This is a genomic window from Mycolicibacter arupensis (assembly GCF_002086515.1).
In the GTDB taxonomy this organism is placed as follows: Bacteria; Actinomycetota; Actinomycetes; order Mycobacteriales; family Mycobacteriaceae; genus Mycobacterium; species Mycobacterium arupense.
Genome location: NZ_MVHH01000031.1, coordinates 1 through 17,963, shown reverse-complemented (window position 1 = coordinate 17,963; position 17,963 = coordinate 1). Strand labels below are relative to the sequence as shown.

The 17,963-nt window shown below is 67.1% G+C and carries 9 protein-coding genes; 5 read left to right on the top strand and 4 right to left on the bottom strand.

Annotated elements, in window-relative coordinates; translation table 11 throughout:
* The first annotated feature begins 218 nt into the window (after nt 1-218).
* The 4 genes from BST15_RS14340 (at nt 219) to BST15_RS14325 (ending at nt 12,381) form a co-directional block, all read left to right on the top strand.
* The gene (locus BST15_RS14340) at nt 219-9,455 is read left to right on the top strand and encodes a type I polyketide synthase (RefSeq protein ID WP_046686400.1); all 9,237 of its coding nucleotides are present in this window, start codon (nt 219-221) and stop codon (nt 9,453-9,455) included.
* Between the two features lie 59 nt (nt 9,456-9,514).
* Nucleotides 9,515-9,904 (top strand): holo-ACP synthase AcpS, encoded by a 390-nt coding sequence (gene acpS, locus BST15_RS14335; protein ID WP_046190963.1) that lies wholly within the window; start codon nt 9,515-9,517, stop codon nt 9,902-9,904.
* Between the two features lie 134 nt (nt 9,905-10,038).
* Entirely contained in the window at nt 10,039-11,376 is a 1,338-nt protein-coding gene (locus BST15_RS14330; RefSeq protein WP_046190962.1) for a dipeptidase, read from the top strand.
* A 60-nt stretch (nt 11,377-11,436) separates the two neighbouring features.
* On the top strand, nt 11,437-12,381 hold the full coding sequence (locus BST15_RS14325) for a LysR family transcriptional regulator (RefSeq protein WP_046190961.1): 945 nt from the start codon (nt 11,437-11,439) through the stop codon (nt 12,379-12,381).
* Between the two features lie 25 nt (nt 12,382-12,406).
* Here BST15_RS14325 and BST15_RS14320 read toward each other — a convergent pair whose 3' ends face one another.
* Both BST15_RS14320 and BST15_RS14315 read right to left on the bottom strand, forming a co-directional pair.
* Nucleotides 12,407-13,444 carry an FAD-dependent oxidoreductase gene (locus BST15_RS14320; RefSeq protein WP_046190960.1) on the bottom strand — a complete coding sequence of 346 codons (1,038 nt, stop codon included), beginning with the start codon at nt 13,442-13,444 and terminating at the stop codon, nt 12,407-12,409.
* 155 nt (nt 13,445-13,599) lie between these two features.
* Nucleotides 13,600-14,073, bottom strand: a complete 474-nt coding sequence (locus tag BST15_RS14315; protein ID WP_046190959.1) for a VOC family protein — start codon at nt 14,071-14,073, stop codon at nt 13,600-13,602.
* 279 nt (nt 14,074-14,352) lie between these two features.
* Between BST15_RS14315 and BST15_RS14310 the strand changes: the two genes are divergently transcribed.
* Nucleotides 14,353-16,026: a recombinase family protein gene (locus tag BST15_RS14310; RefSeq protein WP_052751428.1), complete on the top strand. Its 1,674-nt coding sequence runs from the start codon at nt 14,353-14,355 to the stop codon at nt 16,024-16,026.
* An 843-nt stretch (nt 16,027-16,869) separates the two neighbouring features.
* On the opposite strand, the gene BST15_RS14300 is transcribed toward BST15_RS14310, so the two are convergent.
* A complete protein-coding gene (locus BST15_RS14300) occupies nt 16,870-17,190 on the bottom strand; it encodes a DUF732 domain-containing protein (protein ID WP_046190958.1) in 321 nt (106 codons plus the stop codon).
* Nucleotides 17,191-17,256: 66 nt separating this feature from the next.
* Nucleotides 17,257-17,721, bottom strand: a complete 465-nt coding sequence (locus BST15_RS14295; protein ID WP_046190957.1) for a hypothetical protein — start codon at nt 17,719-17,721, stop codon at nt 17,257-17,259.
* Nucleotides 17,722-17,963: the final 242 nt, after the last annotated feature.

Sequence of the window (17,963 nt, the reverse complement as noted above, 5' to 3'; positions counted from 1 at the left end):
ATCGTTATGACGGCCGTCGAGCCGTGAGATATCCGGGGCTGGGTTACCCGAGCGTAGAACTCATCAGTAACCAATTAGCTGCGGAAACGGCACAGGTTCTTATGACACTCTTACTGCTGTAGCGCGGCCGCGGAAACGCGAGAGCCCGCAATAGGCCGGTCATTCCGGCGGGCGTCGAAGAGGACGCGACATTAACCAGTGCAGGGGAGAAACATAACGTGACGATCCACGAACACGACCGGGTTTCCGCCGAGGGTGCTGGCTCGGGGCCGTTCGCCAGCGCCGCGTCCGCTCTGGTGGATCGCCTGACGGACGGCGAGCCCTACGCGGTCGCCTTCGGCGGTCAGGGCGCGGCGTGGTTGGAGTCGCTGGAGGAGTTGGTCTCCTCGGCGGGGATCGAGTCCGAGCTGGCCACCCTGGCCGGGGAGGCGGACCTGCTGCTGGAGCCGATCGCCCAAGAACTTGTCGTGGTCCGGCCCATCGGTTTCGAGCCGCTGCAGTGGGTGCGGGCCCTGGCTGCAGAAGACCCCATCCCGTCCGCCAAGGAACTGACCTCGGCCGCCGTCTCGGTACCGGGCGTGCTGCTGACGCAGATCGCCGCTATGCGCGCGCTGCAGCGGCAGGGACTGGACCTGTCGGCCACCCCGCCCGTGGCTGCCGCGGGTCACTCGCAGGGCATCCTGGCCGTCGAGTCGCTTGAGGCCGGCGGCACCAAGGACGTGCAGCTGCTGGCGATCGCTCAGCTGGTGGGCGCTGCCGGAACCCTGGTCGCGCGCCGTCGCGGCATCTCGATCTTGGGTGATCGCTCGCCGATGGTGGCGATCTCCAACGTCGACCCGGAACGGATCCGGGACCTTCTGGACGACTTCGCCCAGGATGTGCGCACGGTGCTGCCGCCGGTGCTGTCGATCCGCAACGGGCGGCGCTCGGTGGTCATCACCGGAACCCCCGAGCAGCTGTCGCGCTTCGAGCTGTACTGCGAGCAGATCGCCGAGAAGGAGGCCGCCGAGCGCAAGAACAAGCTGCGTGGTGGAGCCGTCTTCGCCCCGGTCTTCGAGCCCGTCCAGGTCGAGGTCGGGTTCCACTCGCCACGGCTGTCCGACGGTATCGAGATCGTGGCGCAGTGGGCCGCCAAGGTGGGTCTGGACGTGGAGCTGACCCGCCGGCTCGCCGACTCCATCCTGGTGGGTCAGGTGGACTGGGTCGACGAGGTCACGGAGCTGCACGAGGCTGGCGCCCGCTGGATCCTGGACCTGGGCCCCGGGGACATCCTGACTCGGCTGACCGCACCGGTGATCCGCGGCCTGGGCATCGGGATCGTGCCGGTGGCCACCCGTGGCGGCCAGCGCAACCTCTTCACCATCGGCGCCATCCCGGAGGTCGCTCGGCCCTGGACGAGCTATGCCCCGTCGGTGGTCGCGCTGCCGGACGGCCGGGTCAAGCTCGACACCAAGTTCACCCGGCTGACCGGCCGGTCGCCCATCCTGCTGGCGGGCATGACGCCCACCACCGTCGATGCCAAGATCGTGGCCGCCGCAGCCAACGCGGGCCACTGGTCGGAGCTGGCCGGCGGCGGGCAGGTCACCGAGGAGATCTTCGATGACCGCGTCGCGGAGCTGACCGCACTGCTGGAGCCCGGCCGCACTGTCCAGTTCAACTCGTTGTTCTTGGACCCCTACCTGTGGAAGTTGCAGGTCGGCGGGAAGCGATTGGTGCAGAAGGCCCGTCAGTCCGGAGCCCCGTTCGACGGGCTGGTGGTCAGCGCCGGCATCCCGGAGCTCGAAGAGGCCGTCGAGCTCATCGCCGAGCTCAACGACGCGGGCATCAGCCACGTGGTGTTCAAGCCAGGCACCGTCGAGCAGATTCGATCGGTGATCCGCATCGCCGCCGAAGTGCCGACCACACCGGTGATCGTGCACGTCGAAGGCGGCCGCGCCGGCGGTCACCACTCCTGGGAAGACCTCGACGACCTGCTGTTGGCGACCTACTCCGAGCTCCGCTCGCAGCCCAACATCACCTTGTGCGTCGGCGGGGGGATCGGTACCCCCGAGCAGGCGGCCGAATATCTGTCCGGCCGGTGGTCGCAGGAGCACGGATTCCCGCTGATGCCCGTGGACGGCATCCTGGTGGGCACTGCGGCCATGGCCACCAAGGAGGCCACCACCTCGCCGGCGGTCAAGCAGATGCTGGTCGACACCTCGGGCACCGACCAATGGATCGGTGCAGGAAAAGCCCAGGGCGGCATGGCTTCCTCGCGCAGCCAGCTCGGAGCCGACATCCACGAGATCGACAACGTCGCCTCTCGTTGTGGGCGCCTGCTCGACGAGGTGGCCGGTGACGGCGAGGCCGTCGCGGCCCGCCGCGACGAGATCATCGCCGCGCTGGCCGACACCGCCAAGCCCTATTTCGGTGATGTCACCGAGATGACGTACGCGCAGTGGTTGCGCCGCTACATCGACCTGGCCATCGGCGCGGGTGACTCGACCGCCGACACGGCCTCGCCGGACAGTCCGTGGCTGGCCGACACCTGGCGGGAGCGATTCGGTTCGATGTTGCAGCGCGCCGAAGCGCGCCTGCACGAGGTCGAGTCCGGGCCGATCGAGACGCTGTTCGCCGATTCCGAAGAGGGACAGGCGATCCTGGAACGTCCCGCGGACGCGATCGCCGCGCTGGTGGCCCGTTACCCGGAGGCAGAGACGGTTCGCCTGCACCCGGCCGATGCGCCCTTCTTCACGCAGCTGTGCAAGACCCCGGGCAAGCCGGTCAACTTCGTGCCGGTGATCGACAAGGATGTGCGGCGCTGGTGGCGCAGCGACTCGCTGTGGCAGGCGCACGACGCCCGCTACACCGCCGAGCAGGTCTGCATCATCCCGGGCATCACCGCGGTCGCCGGAATCACCCGGGTCGACGAGCCGGTCGGCGAGCTGCTGGACCGCTTTGAGCAGGCCGCAGTCGACCAGGTGCTCGCCGCCGGCGCCCAGCCCGTCCCGGTCGCTGCCCGTCGCCTGGGCCGCGTCGACGTCACCGGCCCGCTGGCCGTGGTGCTCGACGCCCCGGATGTGCTGTGGGCCGGTCGCACCGCCACCAACCCGGTGCACCGGATCGGAGCTCCCGACGAGTGGCAGGTGCATGAGAACCGCACCGCCACCCACCCGTCGACCGGGGCACGCCTGGAGGTGGCCTCGCAGTCCCACGTGGTGCTCAGCGTGCCGCTGTCCGGTGTCTGGATCAGCATCCGCTTCACCCTGCCCGCGGCCGTCGTCGACGGAGCGGCCCCGCTGGTGTCCACCGAGGACGCCGCAGCCGCCATGCGCTCGGTGCTGGCCATCGCCGCCGGCGTCGACGGCCCGGAGGCCCTGCCGCCGGTGCGCGACGGCGCAGCGACCGTCACCGTGGCGTGGAAGCCCGAGGAGGTCGCCGACCACACCGGTGTGACCGCGACATTCGGCGCACCGCTGGCGCCGGGGCAGTCGATCGTCCCCGACGTGCTGGTCGGCCGGTGCTGGCCGGCGGTGTTCGCCGCCATCGGCTCGGCCACCACCGATGCCGGGTTCCCGGTCGTCGAGGGGCTGCTGTCCCTGGTGCACCTGGACCACGCGGCGCAACTGCGTACGGCCCTGCCCGCTGAACCGGCCGAATTGACCGTGACCGCAACGGCGTCAGCGGCCACCGACACCGAAGTCGGCCGCGTCGTTCCGGTGACGGTCGACGTCCGCGATGCCCACGGAACGTTGCTGGCCACCCTCGAGGAGCGCTTCGCGATCCGCGGGCGCACCGGTGCCGCGGAACTGACCGACCCGGTTCGGGCCGGCGGTGGGGTCTCCGACAATGCCACCGACACCCCGCGTCGGCGCCGGCGCGATGTCACCGTCACCGCGCCGGTGGACATGCGGCCGTTCGCGGCGGTCTCCGGAGACCACAACCCGATTCACACCGACCGCGCCGCGGCGCTGCTGGCCGGCCTGGAGTCACCGATCGTGCACGGCATGTGGCTGTCGGCCGCAGCTCAGCACGTGGTGACCGCCACCGATGGGCAGGCCCGGCCGCCGGCACGGTTGGTCGGCTGGACCGCGCGATTCCTGGGCATGGTCAAGCCCGGCGACGACGTCGACTTCCGCGTAGACCGGGTCGGAATCGACCTGGGCGCAGAGGTTCTCGAGATCAGCGCCCGAATCGGCTCGGATCTGGTGATGTCGGCGACCGCGCGGCTGACCGCCCCCAAGACGGTCTACGCGTTCCCCGGACAGGGCATCCAGCACAAGGGCATGGGCATGGAGGTTCGCGCCCGCTCCAAGGCCGCCCGCAAGGTGTGGGACTCCGCGGACAAGTTCACCCGCGAGACCCTGGGCTTCTCGGTGCTGCATGTGGTGCGCGACAACCCGACCAGCCTGATCGCCTCCGGTGTGCACTACCAGCACCCCGAAGGTGTGCTCTACCTGACGCAGTTCACCCAGGTGGCGATGGCCACCGTGGCGGCCGCGCAGGTCGCCGAGATGCGCGAGCAGGGCGCCTTCGTCGAGGGAGCGATCGCCTGCGGGCACTCCGTCGGTGAATACACCGCCCTGGCGTGCGTCAGCGGTGTCTACGAGCTCGAGGCCCTGCTGGAGGTCGTGTTCCACCGCGGCTCCAAGATGCACGACATCGTGCCGCGCGACGCGATGGGACGTTCCAACTACCGGCTGGCCGCCATCCGGCCGTCGCAGATCGACCTCGACGACGCCGACGTCACCGCATTCGTCGCTGAGATCGCCGAGCGCACCGGGGAATTCCTGCAGATCGTCAACTTCAACCTGCGCGGCTCGCAGTATGCGATCGCCGGAACGGTTGCCGGTTTGGAGGCCCTGGAGGCCGAGGTCGAGCGTCGTCGCGAGCTCAGCGGCGGCAAGCGGTCCTTCATCTTGGTGCCCGGTATCGACGTGCCATTCCACTCCAGCGTGCTGCGCATCGGTGTCGATGACTTCCGCCGTTCGCTGGAGCGGGTGATGCCGCGTGACGCCGATCCTGACCTGATCATCGGCCGCTACATCCCCAACCTGGTGCCCAAGCCCTTCACCCTGGACCGCGAGTTCATCCAGGAGATCCGCGACCTGGTCCCGGCCGAGCCGCTCGACGAGGTGCTGGCCGACTACGACACCTGGCGGAACGAGAAACCGGGCGAGTTGTGCCGCAAGGTCGTGATCGAGTTGCTGGCTTGGCAGTTCGCCAGCCCGGTGCGCTGGATCGAGACACAGGACCTGCTGTTCATCGAGCAGGCCGCAGGCGGCCTGGGGGTGGAGCGTTTCGTCGAGATCGGGGTGAAGACCGCCCCGACCGTGGCCGGGCTGGCCACCAACACGTTGAAACTGCCGGAATACGCCCACAGCACCGTGGAAGTGCTCAACGCCGAGCGGGACGCCGCCGTGCTGTTCGCCACCGACACCGACCCCGAGCCGGAGCCCGAGGAGGAGTCGGCACCGGCTGAGGCGGCGGCAGAGGCCTCCCCGGCCGAGGCCGCGGCGCCGGCACCGGCCGCACCGGTCGCGCCGTCGGGGGCTCCGCGCCCCGACGACATCGCGTTCGACGCCGCCGATGCCACGTTGGCGCTGATCGCGTTGAGCGCCAAGATGCGCATCGACCAGATCGAGGCGCTGGATTCCATCGAGTCCATCACCGACGGAGCGTCCTCGCGGCGTAACCAGCTGCTGGTGGACCTGGGTTCCGAGCTCAATCTCGGCGCCATCGACGGCGCGGCCGAGGCCGACCTGGCCGGGCTGAAGTCGCAGGTGACCAAGCTGGCGCGCACCTATAAGCCCTATGGCCCGGTGCTGACCGATGCGATCAACGATCAGTTGCGCACCATTCTGGGGCCGTCGGGCAAGCGGCCCGGCGCCATCGCCGAGCGGGTCAAGAAGACCTGGGAACTCGGTGACGGCTGGGCCAAGCACGTCACCATCGAGGTGGCGTTGGGCACTCGCGAGGGCACCAGTGTCCGGGGCGGTGCGCTGGGCGGACTGCACGAGGGTGCGCTGGCCGACGGCGCGGCCGTGGACAAGGTGATCGATGCGGCCGTCCAGGCGGTTGCGGCACGGCGCGGTGTCGCGGTGAGCCTGCCGTCGGCAGGCGGTGGCGGCGGTGGTGCCACGGTGGATGCCGCGGCGCTGGGCGAGTTCACCGCGCAGATCACCGGCCGCGACGGCGTGCTGGCCTCGGCTGCCCGTCTGGTGCTCGGTCAACTCGGGTTCGACGATGCGGTGAGCGCCCCGACGGGCTCCACTGACAGCGAGCTGATCGACTTGGTGACCGCCGAGTTGGGTTCGGACTGGCCGCGCCTGGTGGCACCGGCGTTCGACGGCCGCAAGGCGGTGCTGTTCGACGACCGCTGGGCCAGTGCTCGCGAGGACCTGGTGAAGTTGTGGCTGGTCGACGAAGGCGAGATCGACGCCGACTGGCCGCGGCTGGCCGAACGGTTCGAGGGTGCCGGCCATGTGGTCTCCACTCAGGCATCGTGGTGGCAGGCCCGCGCGCTGGCATCTGGACGCCAGATCCACGCCTCGCTGTACGCCCGGGTCGCCGCCGGTGCGGAGAACCCCGGCCGCGGCCGCTACAGCGACGAAGTCGCGGTGGTGACCGGTGCGTCCAAGGGTTCGATCGCCGCGTCGGTGGTCGGACAGCTGCTTGACGGCGGTGCGACCGTCATCGCCACCACGTCGCGCCTTGATGATGAGCGGCTGGGCTTCTACCGCGACCTGTACCGCGACCACGCCCGGTTCGGTGCGGCGCTGTGGGTGGTGCCCGCCAACATGGCCTCCTACGCCGATATCGATGCACTCGTGGAGTGGGTCGGCACCGAGCAGAGCGAAAGCCTGGGGCCGCAGTCGATTCACCTCAAGGACGCCCAGACCCCGACGCTGCTGTTCCCGTTCGCGGCGCCGCGGGTGGCCGGCGACCTGTCCGAAGCCGGTGCGCGTGCCGAGATGGAGATGAAGGTCCTGCTGTGGGCGGTGCAACGCCTCATCGGTGGCCTGTCGAAGATCGGCGCCGAACGCGACATCGCCTCCCGGTTGCATGTGGTGCTGCCCGGCTCGCCCAACCGCGGCATGTTCGGCGGTGACGGCGCCTACGGCGAGGCCAAGGCGTCGCTGGATGCGGTGGTCTCCCGCTGGAAAGCGGAGTCCTCGTGGGCATCTCGGGTCAGCTTGGCTCACGCCCTGATCGGCTGGACCCGCGGAACCGGGCTGATGGGCCACAACGACGTGATCGTCGACGCGGTCGAGGAAGCCGGGGTCACCACCTATTCGAGTGAGCAGATGGCGGGCATGTTGCTCGACTTGTGCAGCGTCGAATCCAAGGTGGCCGCGGCCAATACGCCGATCGAGGCCGACCTGACCGGCGGGCTGGCCGAGGCGAACCTGGACATGGCCGAGCTGGCTGCCCGGGCTCGCGAGGAGATGTCGGGCGAAGCTCCAGCCGGCGAAGACGCCGAAAGCGACCCCAACACGATTGCGGCACTGCCGAGCCCGCCGCGCGGGTACAACCCGGCGCCGCCGCCGGCCTGGGACGACCTCGACGTCGACCCTGCCGATCTGGTGGTGATCGTCGGCGGCGCCGAGCTGGGTCCGCTGGGCTCCTCGCGGACCCGCTTCGAGATGGAGGTCGCCGGCGAGCTGTCGGCCGCCGGGGTGCTGGAACTGGCCTGGACCACCGGATTGGTCAAGTGGGAAGACGATCCGACCCCGGGTTGGTACGACACCGCCACGGGCGAGCTGGTCGACGAGGCCGAGCTGGTGGAGCGGTATCACGACGAGGTCGTGGAACGCGTCGGCGTGCGAGAGTTCGTTGATGACGGGGCGATCGACCCCGACCACGCCTCGCCCCTGCTGGTCAGCGTGTTCTTGGACAAGGACTTCTCGTTCGTGGTCTCCAGCGAGGCAGACGCGCGGGCGTTCGTCGAGTTCGACCCCGAGCACACCGTGGTGCGCCCGGTGCCGGACTCATCGGACTGGCAGGTGATCCGCAAGGCGGGCACCGAGATTCGGGTGCCACGCAAGAGCAAGCTGTCACGGACCGTGGGCGCTCAGATCCCGACAGGGTTCGACCCGACGGTGTGGGGCATCAGCCAGGACATGGCCACCTCCATCGACCGGGTGGCGCTGTGGAACATCATCGCGACCGTCGATGCGTTCCTGTCCGCCGGATTCACCCCGACGGAGTTGCTGCGCTGGGTGCACCCCTCGCTGGTGGCCAGCACCCAGGGCACCGGCATGGGCGGCATGACCTCCATGCAGACGATGTATCACGGCAACCTGCTCGGGCGGGCCAAGCCGAACGACATCCTGCAAGAGGTGCTGCCCAACGTCGTTGCGGCGCACGTGGTGCAGAGCTACGTCGGGTCCTACGGATCGATGATTCACCCCGTGGCGGCCTGTGCCACCGCGGCGGTCTCGGTCGAGGAGGGCGTGGACAAGATCCGGCTCGGCAAGGCAGAGCTGGTGGTCGCCGGTGGCTACGACGACCTGACCCTGGAGGCCATCATCGGCTTCGGTGACATGGCGGCCACCGCCGACACCGAGATGATGCGCGCCAAGGGCATCAGTGACTCGAAGTTCTCCCGCGCCAACGACCGGCGCCGGCTGGGCTTCGTCGAGGCCCAGGGCGGTGGCACCATCCTGCTGGCTCGCGGCGACCTGGCCGCGAAGATGGGCCTGCCGGTCCTGGCGGTGGTGGCCTACGCGCAGAGCTTCGCCGACGGCGTGCACACCTCGATCCCGGCCCCTGGCCTGGGCGCCCTGGGCGCGGGCCGGGGTGGCAAGGACTCGATGCTGGCCCGTTCGCTGGCCAAGCTCGGTGTGGGTCCCGACGACATCGCGGTGGTCTCCAAGCACGACACCTCGACGTTGGCGAACGACCCCAACGAGACCGAGCTGCATGAGCGGTTGGCGGACTCGCTGGGCCGCGCGCCCGGTGCCCCGTTGTTCGTGATCAGCCAGAAGAGCCTGACCGGGCACGCCAAGGGCGGCGCGGCGGTGTTCCAGATGATGGGCCTGTGCCAGGTCCTGCGGGACGGGGTCATTCCGCCCAACCGCAGCCTGGACTGCGTCGACGACGAACTGGCGACCGCCGGGCACTTCGTGTGGGTGCGCGAGACCCTGGAGCTGGGGGAGAAGTTCCCGCTCAAGGCCGGATTGGTCACCAGCCTCGGCTTCGGTCACGTGTCGGGACTGGTGGCGTTGGTGCACCCGGCGGCGTTCCTGGCGACGCTGGACCCGAGCCAGCGTACGGCCTACCAGGAGCAGGCAGGTGCCCGGGTGCTGGCCGGTCAGCGCCGGCTCGCCTCGGCTATCGCGGGCGGAACGCCGATGTATGAGCGGCCCGCCGACCGGCGGTTCGACCACGACACACCGGAGAAGCGTCAAGAGTCGGCCATGCTGCTCAACCCGGCGGCACGGCTGGGCGACGGCGACGTCTACATCGGATAGCGTCGCCGCATGAGCCGCGCCGCGACGATGCAGAGCGAAGCGATGAGGAGGAGCGGCGCATGAGCATCGTTGGTGTCGGGATCGATCTGGTGTCGATCTCCGACTTCGCCGAGCAGGTCGACCAACCGGGGACGGTGTTCGCCGAGACGTTCACCCCCGGGGAGCGCCGCGACGCCTCCGACAAGAGTTCTTCGGCGGCGCGGCATCTGGCGGCCCGCTGGGCGGCCAAAGAGGCGGTGATCAAGGCGTGGTCGGGATCGCGGTTCGCGCAGAAGCCGGTGTTGCCGGAGGCGATCCACCGCGACATCGAGGTGGTCACTGACATGTGGGGCCGCCCCAAGGTGCGGCTTTCCGGCGAGATAGCGCAGCATCTGGCCGACGTGACGATCCACGTGTCGCTGACGCACGAGGCCGACACCGCTGCCGCCGTCGCCATCCTCGAGGCCTGACGCACCTCCCACCGGCGCGAGCTGGGGGGCACCTCCGTCATGCGCGAGCGCGCGTGTTTGTACACGACACGCCGCGCGTGGACGTCCATCTGCGCACGCTCGCGCCAGTGGGGGCACCGGCTAATCTCGACGCCATGAGCGATCTGGTGCAGACGGTCCGAGACCTCCTGCCGTCGGTGCGTGCCGACCTGGAGGACCTGGTGCGTATCGAGTCGGTGTGGGCCGACCCGGCCCGCCGCCCGGACGTGCACCGCAGTGCCCAGCGCGTGGCAGATCTGCTGAGCCAGGCCGGTTTTCCCCAGGTACAGATCGTCGCCGAGGGCGGTGCCCCGGCCGTCATCGCCCACTACCCGCCGCCGCCGGGCGCACCCACCGTGCTGCTCTACGCCCATCATGATGTGCAGCCCGAGGGGGACGCCGCCCAGTGGGATTCCCCGCCGTTCGAGCCCACCGAACGCGACGGGCGTCTCTACGGTCGCGGTACCGCCGACGACAAAGCGGGCATCGCAACACATCTGGCGGCATTCCGGGCCCACGGTGGGCGTCCGCCGGTGGGCGTGACCGTCTTCGTCGAGGGGGAGGAGGAATCCGGATCACCGTCGCTGGGGGCGCTGCTCGCCGCACACCGAGATGCGCTGCACGCCGACGTGATCATCATCGCCGACTCCGACAACTGGAGCACCGAGGTGCCCTCGCTGACGGTGTCGCTGCGCGGGCTGGCAGACTGTGTGGTGGAGGTCGCCACACTCGACCACGGCCTGCACTCGGGACTGTGGGGCGGCGTGGTTCCCGATGCGCTCACCGTCCTGGTCCGGTTGCTGGCAAGCCTGCACGACGACGACGGCAATGTGGCCGTAGCCGGACTCCATGAAAGCGTGGCTGCTCCAGTCGATTACCCGCCGGATCGGGTACGCGCCGACACCGGTCTGCTCGATGGGGTGACCGAGGTCGGTACCGGTTCTGTGCCGCAGCGGATGTGGGCCAAACCAGCGATCACCGTCATCGGTATCGACACCACCAGCATTGCGGCCTCGTCGAACACCTTGATCCCCCGGGCCCGCGCCAAGGTCAGCATGCGCGTGGCCCCCGGTGGCGACGCCGCTGCCCACCTGGACGCCCTCACCAAGCATCTGCAGCAGCATGTTCCGTGGGGGGCGCAGGTGACGGTCACCCCGGGCGACGTCGGCGAGCCATACGCCATCGACGCCACCGGACCGGTATATGACGCGGCTCGGGCCGCATTCGCCCAGGCCTGGGGTAACGAGCCCATCGACATGGGCATGGGAGGTTCGATCCCGTTCATCGCGGAATTCGCCGCCGCCTATCCGCAGGCCACCATCTTGGTCACCGGCGTCGAGGATCCCGGTACCCAGGCCCACAGCATCAACGAGAGCCTGCATCTGGGCGTGCTCGAACGCGCCGCCACCGCTGAAGCGCTGCTCCTGGCGAAGCTGGGTGGCCCGCCCGTCTGATGATCGCTGGCCCGCCTCGATACGGCGGCCCACAATCGCGACTTGTGATTGCATGAGGCCATGGCGCTGAGCTCCCGCATGCCCGACCTGTCGGCATTCGAAGTGCTGCTGGCCATCGCCAGAACGGGCAGCCTTGGCGCCGCGGCCAGGCACTTGGGGATGACGCAGCAGGCGGTTTCGGCGCGCTTGTCAGCCATGGAGGCCCACACCGGTGTGCGGTTGGCCCTGCGCAGTGCGCGCGGTACGCAGTTGACCTCCGCGGGGGCCGTGGTTACGGAGTGGGCGGACCAGCTGCTGGATGTGGCCGGCCAGGTCGACGCCGGACTGGCCTCGCTGCGGGCCGAGAGCCGCCAGAAGATGAAAGTGGCTGCCAGTCTGACGATCGCCGAACAGCTGATACCGCGGTGGATCGTGTCGATGCAGACCTTCGCCACCCACGCCGGCCGTGAGGTGCCCGAGGTCATTCTGACGGCCACCAACAGCGAGCAGGTGATAGCGAGCGTCCGAGACGGATCGGCGGACCTGGGTTTCATCGAGAGCCCGGGCTCGCTGACCGGGGTACGCAGCCGGGTGGTCGCACAGGACACCCTGGTCGTGATCGTGCCGCCTGACCATAAATGGGCGCGGCGCGCCAAAGGCGTTACCGCAGCCGAACTCAGCCAGACCCCGCTGGTCGTGCGGGAGCAGGGCTCGGGCACCCGCGACTGGCTGACGGCGGCGTTGCGCGCAGCCCTGGGTGACGGTGTCGAACAGGCCCGCCCGGTGTTGGAGCTGTCCTCCTCGGTGGCCGTGCGCGGCGCCGTCGTGCACGGGGCGGGGCCGGCGGTGATGAGCAGGCTCGCTGTCGCCGAAGACCTCGCCATAGGCCGGCTGCGCCACGTGCAGGTGCCGGAACTGGATCTGCGCCGGGACCTTCGGGCGATTTGGACCGGCGGACGGACACCACCGGCCGGGGCGGTCCGCGACCTGCTGAACCACGTCGGGGGCGCCGGCACACCGCGCTGACGGGTGCCGGCGCCTCAGGTGGACGCTAGGTTCCGTAGTTCAGCCACACCGGCAGGGCAGTGTTGACCCGCTGCATGAATTTGATCAGCCCGATCCGGTACTGGCCAGACCCGAAGGAGTCGATGCCGTACTCCGGGAACGCGATTCCGAGGCCGAACAGTCCCGGTGCAATGATCCCGTTGACCGGGTCATATTCGAGCTCCCCCCACTGTGGGGTGGCCGGGAGCCGCCGCCGGCTGAAGCCGACGGTGTAGATGGCGTGCGTGCAGGCCTGCAACTGTTCGGCGAACTCCGGGCTGTTTACCCAATACCGTTGCAGGCGTTCTGGATAGCTGCCATCGATGTTCTCCCGTGACCACGCGGCCGCGTTGCCTTTGAGGCCAGTGTCGTCGAAGAGGATCTCGTCGCCGAAGTACACCGCGTATTTGGTGGGGCTGCGGTAGAAGTTGACTACTTTGTGCACCTGCGTGGCCAGCAGATTGGGCAAGGCCACCATGGTGGAGTGTGACGATCCGAAGACGGCCACCGTGGCGTCGGTGAGGTCCAACTGCCCGAGCTGGTGGGGATCCAGCGCCACCTCGACTGGGATCTCTTGCAGGTGAGGGTGATCGAGCTTCTTGGGAACCGAGCCGGTGGCAAGAATGACGTTCTTGGCTTCGATCTCGGCATCTGCGGTGCGCACCAGCCACCGCCGGTTGCTCAGTGTCAGCTCTGTCGCCGTTCCCCGAACGACGTGGACCCGCTCGCGCAAGTGCTGTGAGATCCACACCAGTGGTTCGGCGACCAAACCCAGGAGACAGGTCTGACCGGGGTCGATGGTGGTCAGCTCGAACGGGGGTGCCTCGGCGAAGCGAAACGACGGCGAGGTGTTCAAGTAGTCGAGGAACAATGAGACATGAGTGTTGCCCGGAACGGCACGCCACTTGGTGCCGACGTCGCCGGCGGCGAAGTCGGGGTCGACCCAAGCGATCTCGTCTCCCCGGATGCCGTGGTCGAGCAACCGGCCCACCGCGGCTATTCCCGCCGGCCCTGCTCCGATCACGGCCCAGCTGTGCACAGTCATATTCCTCACCTTCCAACGGATTGGGAGTGGTGCGCCGTCGTGGCCGCTCGATCGGACGCGCTACCCGACCGTTGGTAACAATGGTTCGCCAGACACTAGCCCGCGGCTAGGGGGTTTGTCCTTGTTAGGCCACAAGTTCGTGTTGTGAGTCCGGATCAGCGCCCGTCGGCCGCCGCCTCCAGCGCCGCGATGTCGAGCTTGACCATGGTGAACATGGCCTGCTTCGCCCGAAGCACCCGCTCGGGATCGGGATCGGTCATCAATGTCACCAACGCCTGCGGCACCACTTGCCAGGACAACCCGTAGCGGTCGGTGAGCCATCCGCACTGTACTTCTGTGCCGCCCGCGCTGAGCGCTGCCCAGTAGTGATCCACCTCGGCTTGATCGACGCAGTAGATCTGAATAGAGACGGCCGCGTCGAACGTGAATTCCGGTCCGCCATTGATCGCGGAGAACAAACGACCATCGAGCTCGAACAGCACCTCCAGTGGGCTGCCGTCACGTTCCGGTTTCTCCGGGCCCCAGTAAGAGATCGCGGTGATCGCCGAGTTGGGGAAGATCGACACGTAGAACTCGGCGGCTTCCAACGCCTGGGTGTCGAACCACAAACTGGTCCGCAGCACCGGCATCTCGTCTGCTCCTGTCCGTCCGTGGGAGGTGAGGTGGGCGGTCAGACCGACAGATCCCGCCGCAGTTTCGCGACGTGGCCGGTGGCCCGCACGTTGTACTGTGATCCACATGGAACAACATCTAGCGACCGGCCAGAGAGTGCGGTATGTGGGTATTTCAGGCCGTGCAGACGGGCCGGTCGGCAGGGTGTCCCGTGTATGCCGAGGTTACGTAAAGATCCGGTGGGATGACGGGCGGATTGATGATGTCCACCCCGAGGACGTCAGGGTTTTGGTCCAATGAGTAGGCAGCTGCGTGCCGTCGTCGGCGCGCGGGTATCGCACCTGGACGACGACAAAGCCAGTACTCGCAAGGTGTCCCATCTCGCCCAAACCGAAGAGGGCGAACGGTGGGCGCAGTCCCACGGATACACCGTGGTCGGGACGTTCGAGGATCTAGGAATCTCAGCGGGAAAAACAACTCCGTTTGAGCGGCCAGACCTGGGCAAGTGGCTGGCCCCGGAACGTCTGCATGAGTGGGACGTGCTGGTGTTCAGCAAGATCGACCGAGCGTTCCGATCTACCGCTGACTGCGTTGACTTCGCCAAGTGGACCAAGGAAAACAAAAAGATCCTGGCGTTCGCGGGTGACGGCGTGGTGCTCGACTATCTCCACCCGGCGGGGGACTCGCTCGACCAGATGATGAGCGAGTTCTTTATCTACGTCGGTAGTTTCTTCGCGGCTATCGAGTTGTCGCGGTTCAAGACCCGCGCCACGGATCGGCTCGACTATCTGCGGATGACTGACCGGGTAAGCCACGGAGTGCCGCCACTGGGGTACCGCACCGTTGAGCACCCTAGCGGCCAGGGCAAGGCGCTGGCCCGTGATCCCGAGGGCTACAAGCTGCTGCACGACATTAAAACCAAGCTGGTGGACGAACAACAATCGTTGACCAGCATCGCCCGGTGGCTTAACGAGCAGGGCAAGACGACGAACGTCGCGCGGTCACGGGGTGGTGGTAAGTGGTCGGTCGCCACGTTGAAACGTGTTCTGACGTCGCAGCGCACGCAAGGCTTGCGGGTGATGGCGGTGTACGAACCTGCTCCTACCGAGAAGAACCCCGACAACAAGAAACGGGTAGGGGAGAAGCTGGTACTCGATCCCCAAGGTCAGTCGATCAGGATGGCCGAGCCTACTTTCACCGAGGACGACTGGGCGCTGATACAGGCGGCGGTAGGTAGTCGTACGGCCAGCGGTAAGGCACGTCAGATGACACCGAACCCGTTGGCCGGGATCGGCTTCTGCCAGTGCGGGTACGCGTTGGCGCTGCACCGCAGGCGGTCGTCTAGCGGGAAGCTGCACACCTACGTCCGTTGTGGTCGGGCGCTGAACGGGTGCCGTGGTGCGATAACGCTTCAGATGGCCGAAGCCATCTTGGAAGAAGATTTTTTGGATGCACACGGCGATCGTGAGATGCAGCAGCAGGTATTTCTTCCCGGTGCTGACCACAGTCAAGAGCTGACCCAAACCGAGCAGTCGCTAGAACGACTTCGGTGGGAGTCCGACAACGGCCTGGTCGATGATGTGGAGCTGTACAAGTCGCGTCTGTCCGCGCTGGTTGCTCGAAAGACTGAGCTGACCGCGAACACCGTGACACCTGCACGGTGGGAGTCGGTGGGTACTGGTAAGACGTTCCGTGAGCTGTGGGCCGACGACGCCACCGACCGTCGCCAGGTTCTTCGGGACAGCGGTGTGCGGCTGGTACTGCATTTCCCACCGCGTGGGACCACGACGCAGACCAAGGTCATCCCGTGGGAATTGTGTCACCCCGAGGATTGGCCGGAACCGGTACTGACGGCAGAGCAGCAGGCGATTCGGGATGGATTGGAGAAGCTGAATGTTGGCGAGGCTCGTAACGTTCGGGATGGTGCTGTTTGGGTTGTTCCCGCCCCTGGCAAGCGCCGATCCGATTGAGCCGTATTGCTACGACCAAAGGTTGTGCGATGGTGATTTCGGGAGTCGAACTTTCTGCCCAGATTCCGGTGGATGGGTCGGCCCGTTTGGGGCTTGCCCTTCACTCAACACCGGCCCCTATTCACCAGGGGGCTTGCGTCCGAACGAAAGCAATTGGGATGGCGACGAGGATTGGTGAGCCGCCCCGAAGATCACTCTGTCCTTGGAGTGAACAACGAAATGACGGATACAAAAACCAGGGACGCCGTGCTCCAATCGACGTAGTGCGCGGTCAGTCCGCCGAGAACTGCCGCGATCCCGAGAACGATGCGTGGGTCCAAGGTGTCCTTGCGGCCCGGTGCGGGCGGTTGACTTCCGAGGGTTCGATCTAGACTCATTTTTTAAGTTCCTTCGAGTTGTCGAGACGAGTCGGGACTTCAAGCTGCCCCGTACCGCCTGCTACGCGTTGCGGGGCAGTCTCAGTCGAATTACACCCTTCGCATTCGACCTGATGACACCGACGACGCTAGCCGTTGCTGGGAGCTGCGCAACGCTGCCTGTTAGTCAACTTGTGAGGACACGTGTGGATAACATCCTGCGCCTGTGGATAGACCTCGAAGCTGGTTGTTAGTAACCCGCGCCAATCGCCGCGTCACCCCACTTCAGCGGCCTGAGGTGCCGTGGAAGACAACCTGATCGGCGTGTCGCGCAAAGATGCGTGTTCGGCGTGTCACTTCAGGCGTTCTTGGCCGACACGGTGTCGTTGATCAGCTTGGTAAGGAGGTCTCACCGGATGTTGCGTTCCGCGCATATGAACACGTCACAGTTCTCGGCGTACGAGCACACCGGCAACTACGTACTCGGCTACAGCGTGTCTGGGCACAGATAGCGCTGCGACGCGGCAATCATCTTGTCCGGGTCGAAGTAGACGTTGAACCCGCGCTTCGAATCAGCGAGTGTCGCTGGCGACATCCCCCCACGAATCTGGCCGCAGGCCTCGTAGCCGCCAGCGATCAACTGGGCGTCACCCATCAAGCCGCCCATCGGCAGGATGGCACCGTTGCTGTGGATCTCGGCCAGGTACCCCGCTTCATCTCCTGCTGCCATGGCGGGCGCTGCGGCGAACAACGTCGCGACGCAGAGCGATCCGGCGAGGACTGCAAAAGTGAACTCGGGTTTCTTCACCCGGACACCTTAACGGTCGCCGTCCAGGCGGCTCTAGGTTTTCCGCCCTAAGTGCTCGTCCAGTGTTTAGTCTCCGGCGATGACTCGGACGGCTTTAGGGGTTGCTTCGCCCCCTTCTTTGCCGTCAACAGCTTCGGTCAGGAAGCCCTCGCGGCGCGCCCGCATGATGTGACCCTTCACGGTCGGCACGGGTTTATCTAGGACATCCGCCAAGGCCGTGGAGACATCCCGCCGACGTGGTGCCAGTTGGGCATAGGCCAGCGCCAGGCGGGCCAGATAGTCGTCGGTGATTCTGCCGTTGGCTTTGGCGTAGGACTCCACCAAATCGTTTACCGCTGTCAGTCGAACCGGCATCCGGTATTCGCGTCGTGCGAAGTCTTGAATCTGGCGAGCGGCGTAGAGCAGTTCGTCATGGCCGAGCCGGCCATCCTCGTCGTCGCTCGTAGTGGTGATGACCACCTTCACCAACCGGTCGCCGTCGTAACCGAGCTGGATATCCGCTACCGGCATCCTGCGCATCTCGATTGCCATGCGGGAAACCCTAACACCGAGTCCGTCTCATCCTGATTTTGCGATTGCGCTTGACATACGGATGAACCGGATGAGACCGTATGAACGGTCACGGATGGGGCAGCGGCAGGTCCGCCGCCACAGCGAAAAGGAGATGGGATTGGTGAGTAGTACGCAGCAAGAGGTAAGCGAGGCGATCGGGCCTGAGTGGCATGTCCCCAATGAACGGGGCCATCCTGTTTTAGAGTCCTGTTGCCCGTGAC

What these genes read in the sequence shown, in the direction of transcription:
- acpS (WP_046190963.1), top strand. Translation starts at nt 9,515, where the DNA reads ATGAGCATCGTTGGTGTCGGGATCGATCTGGTGTCGATCTCCGACTTC.
- BST15_RS14330 (WP_046190962.1), top strand. Translation starts at nt 10,039, where the DNA reads ATGAGCGATCTGGTGCAGACGGTCCGAGACCTCCTGCCGTCGGTGCGT.
- BST15_RS14325 (WP_046190961.1), top strand. Translation starts at nt 11,437, where the DNA reads ATGGCGCTGAGCTCCCGCATGCCCGACCTGTCGGCATTCGAAGTGCTG.
- BST15_RS14320 (WP_046190960.1), bottom strand. Translation starts at nt 13,444, where the DNA reads ATGACTGTGCACAGCTGGGCCGTGATCGGAGCAGGGCCGGCGGGAATA.
- BST15_RS14315 (WP_046190959.1), bottom strand. Translation starts at nt 14,073, where the DNA reads ATGCCGGTGCTGCGGACCAGTTTGTGGTTCGACACCCAGGCGTTGGAA.
- BST15_RS14310 (WP_052751428.1), top strand. Translation starts at nt 14,353, where the DNA reads ATGAGTAGGCAGCTGCGTGCCGTCGTCGGCGCGCGGGTATCGCACCTG.
- BST15_RS14295 (WP_046190957.1), bottom strand. Translation starts at nt 17,721, where the DNA reads ATGGCAATCGAGATGCGCAGGATGCCGGTAGCGGATATCCAGCTCGGT.